The following is a 2,816-nucleotide window of genomic DNA, read 5'->3' as shown; positions in this document are numbered from 1 at the left end:
GTCTGGGAAGATCTCGTGCCCAAGGAGAAGAACATCCTGGTGCACGAAGGCCAGGTGGTCAACAAGGGCGAGTCGATTGTGGACGGCCCGGCCGACCCGCAAGACATCTTGCGCCTGCTGGGTATGGAAGAGCTGGCCCGCTACATCGTCGACGAAGTGCAGGATGTTTACCGTCTGCAGGGCGTGAAGATCAACGACAAGCACATTGAAGTGATTGTTCGCCAGATGCTGCGCCGCGTGGTCGTTGAAAACGTGGGTGATTCCAGCTACATCGCTGGTGAACAGGTCGAGCGTTCTGCCATGCTGGATGCCAACGACGCCTTGCGCGCTGACGGCAAGATTCCGGCAACGTTCAGCAACTTGCTGCTCGGTATCACCAAGGCTTCGCTGTCGACCGATTCGTTCATTTCCGCGGCTTCCTTCCAGGAAACCACCCGCGTGCTCACCGAGGCTGCCATCATGGGCAAGCGCGACGAGTTGCGTGGCCTGAAAGAAAACGTGATCGTCGGCCGCCTGATTCCTGCCGGTACCGGCATGGCCTACCACGAGGCACGCAAAGCCAAGGACCAGATGGACGATGCAGAGCGCCGTGCCATTGCTGAAGCCGAAGCGGCCGAGCTCGAAGCCATGCCCGCCGCAGCCGAAGCGGGTGGCGACAGTGCGGCTACCGAGTAAGCCAGACTGACTCCCGCGCCGCAAAAGGCGCAAGGCCCCACATCCCGCAAGGGTGTGGGGCTTTTTTTATGGGCAGGACGGCCGCCACGTGGCAATAATGCAGACGGGAATTTAAGCGAAATTTGGGTTTTGCGCATATCGGGTGTGCGTAACCAGCTATCAAAATCATAGCGTTTTCATGGTATTCAAAAGCAGCCTGCCAACTTGCCGTTTGAGCCCAAAAACAGTTAACCTCGCGGCAGTCGCCCGCCGAGCTGTCGGGTGAGTGTCAGCTCATGTCGCACCAAGGAATATCCATGCCTCTTAGCACGCTTGTTTTCGTCATTGTGTTTGCCTTGCTGGTTTTCTGGGCCGTAGGCGCCTACAACCGGCTGGTTCGGCTGAAAAACATCATTGCCAACGCTTTCGCCCAGATCGATGTGCAGCTCAAGCGCCGCTACGACCTGATTCCCAATCTGGTCGAAGCCGCCAAAAAATACCTGCAGCATGAGCAAAGCACGCTTGAGGCGGTGATGCTTGCGCGCAACCAGGCACGCGCGGCCAGCGATGCGGTGCGCAGCCGCCCTGCCAATGCCGGCGCCGTTGTGGCGCTGGCCGCTGCCGAACAGTCGCTGGACGGCAGCCTGGGGCGGCTTTTTGCCGTAGCCGAGGCCTACCCCGAACTCAAGGCCGACCAGACCATTCGTGAACTCAGCGAAGAGCTCACCAGCACCGAAAACAAGGTTGGTTTTGCCAGGCAGGCTTATAACGATGCCGTGCTGGACTACAACAATGCGCAGGGGCAGTTTCCCGCGCTGCTGATTGCCCGCACGTTTGGGTTCGCGCCTTCAGCCATGCTGCGCGCAACCGAAACACCGGCCGAGCGCCAGGCTGTGCGTGTCCAGTTCTGAAAACGTGGCCCCCACGCTTGTCACTTCGTGTACCACGCGAGGCCTTGCAGGTCGCGGCTCGCGAGACGCTTCGCCTGCGGCCCGGCAAAGCCGGTTCCGCGGTCCTGGCTGGTTTGGATCCTCTGTAAGCTGCCTGCGTGCTCCTCGGGTATTGAAGGGTGAGATGACCCGAGGGGCTGTGAATGCGCTTTTTTGAGCGCCAGGAGACAGCGCGCGGGCAGACCACGCGGCTGCTAGTGCTGTTCGGCTTGACGGTGCTTGCGCTGGTTGTGGCCGTCAATGCCGCGCTGGCGCTCACCTGGCGTCTCGTGGCCTCCGGCTTCAGTGGCTACCCCGGCTACTTCTTTGCGGTCAACACGGGCATGACCCTGCTGTTCGTGTTTGGCGGCTGGTGGCTGGAAACCTCTGCGCTGAAGGGCGGCGGTGAGAAGCTGGCGCGCCGTGCGGGTGCCCGGGAAGCCTGGCCAGCCAGCCGGGAGGCCGAACAAAAGCTGTGCAACATCGTGAGTGAGCTGGCTATTGCCGCCAGCATGCGGCCGCCCCAGGCCATGGTGCTCGACCGGGAAGAGGGCATCAATGCGTTTGCCACCGGCTGGGATGAGGACGACTCGGTGGTGGCGGTAACGCGCGGTGCACTGGAGTACCTGACACGCGACGAGCTGCAGGGCTTGGTGGCGCATGAATTCAGCCATATACGCGAAGGCGATACGCGTCTGAACATGCGGCTGGCCGGTATGGTGTTCGGGCTTGAGATGGTCTTCAACCTCGGACGCAGCATGTGCGCGCAGAACGACAGCGGCGGGCGTTCTTTCCTTGCCTTGCCCGGCTTTGCCATCATGACCACAGGCTCGCTCGGATGGCTTGCGGGGCGTGCACTGAAGGCGGCGGTGTCGCGCCAGCGCGAGTTCCTGGCAGATGCGCGAGCCGTGCAGTTCACGCGCAGCAAGGATGGCCTGGGTGGCGTGCTGCGCAAGGTGGCAGGCCAGCAGGCGCAGGGGCTGATGCCGCGCAGCGTGCACCCGGCCGTGCAGCACATGCTGCTGGTGGGCCTCCGTGCAGATACCCATTGGTTTGCCAGCCATCCGCCGTTGGCTGAGCGCATCCGCCGCATCTATGGCCGGTCAATGGAGGCGCTTCCCACGCAGCGTGATGATGAAATGCCAACGCGACCGGACGCCATTTTCTAGATTCGCCATGGCAGCAATAACTTTCCAATAAGCACATCGCCATTAGGTTGAACGGCAGGGCCCC

The 2,816-nt window shown here is 61.7% G+C and carries 2 protein-coding genes and 1 pseudogene; all 3 read left to right on the top strand.

Going from position 1 to position 2,816, the window contains the following annotated elements; all coding sequences use genetic code 11:
- Positions 1-675: pseudogene (locus tag AC1D1P_RS19830) on the top strand (DNA-directed RNA polymerase subunit beta'); the annotation flags it as partial.
- A 296-nt stretch (positions 676-971) separates the two neighbouring features.
- Positions 972-1,565, top strand: a complete 594-nt coding sequence (locus AC1D1P_RS19825; RefSeq protein WP_477670195.1) for a LemA family protein — start codon at positions 972-974, stop codon at positions 1,563-1,565.
- 182 nt (positions 1,566-1,747) lie between these two features.
- Positions 1,748-2,752 carry a M48 family metalloprotease gene (locus AC1D1P_RS19820; RefSeq protein ID WP_477670194.1) on the top strand — a complete coding sequence of 335 codons (1,005 nt, stop codon included), beginning with the start codon at positions 1,748-1,750 and terminating at the stop codon, positions 2,750-2,752.
- The last annotated feature ends 64 nt before the right edge of the window (positions 2,753-2,816 follow it).

It is taken from the genome of Polaromonas sp. P1_E1_2, from assembly GCF_056406035.1.
Note: the sequence above shows the minus strand (reverse complement) of the source record. Positions and strands in the feature narration are given on the sequence as shown.

Coding starts and splice junctions, on each gene's coding strand:
- AC1D1P_RS19825 (WP_477670195.1), top strand. CDS start 972: ATGCCTCTTAGCACGCTTGTTTTCGTCATTGTGTTTGCCTTGCTGGTT.
- AC1D1P_RS19820 (WP_477670194.1), top strand. CDS start 1,748: ATGCGCTTTTTTGAGCGCCAGGAGACAGCGCGCGGGCAGACCACGCGG.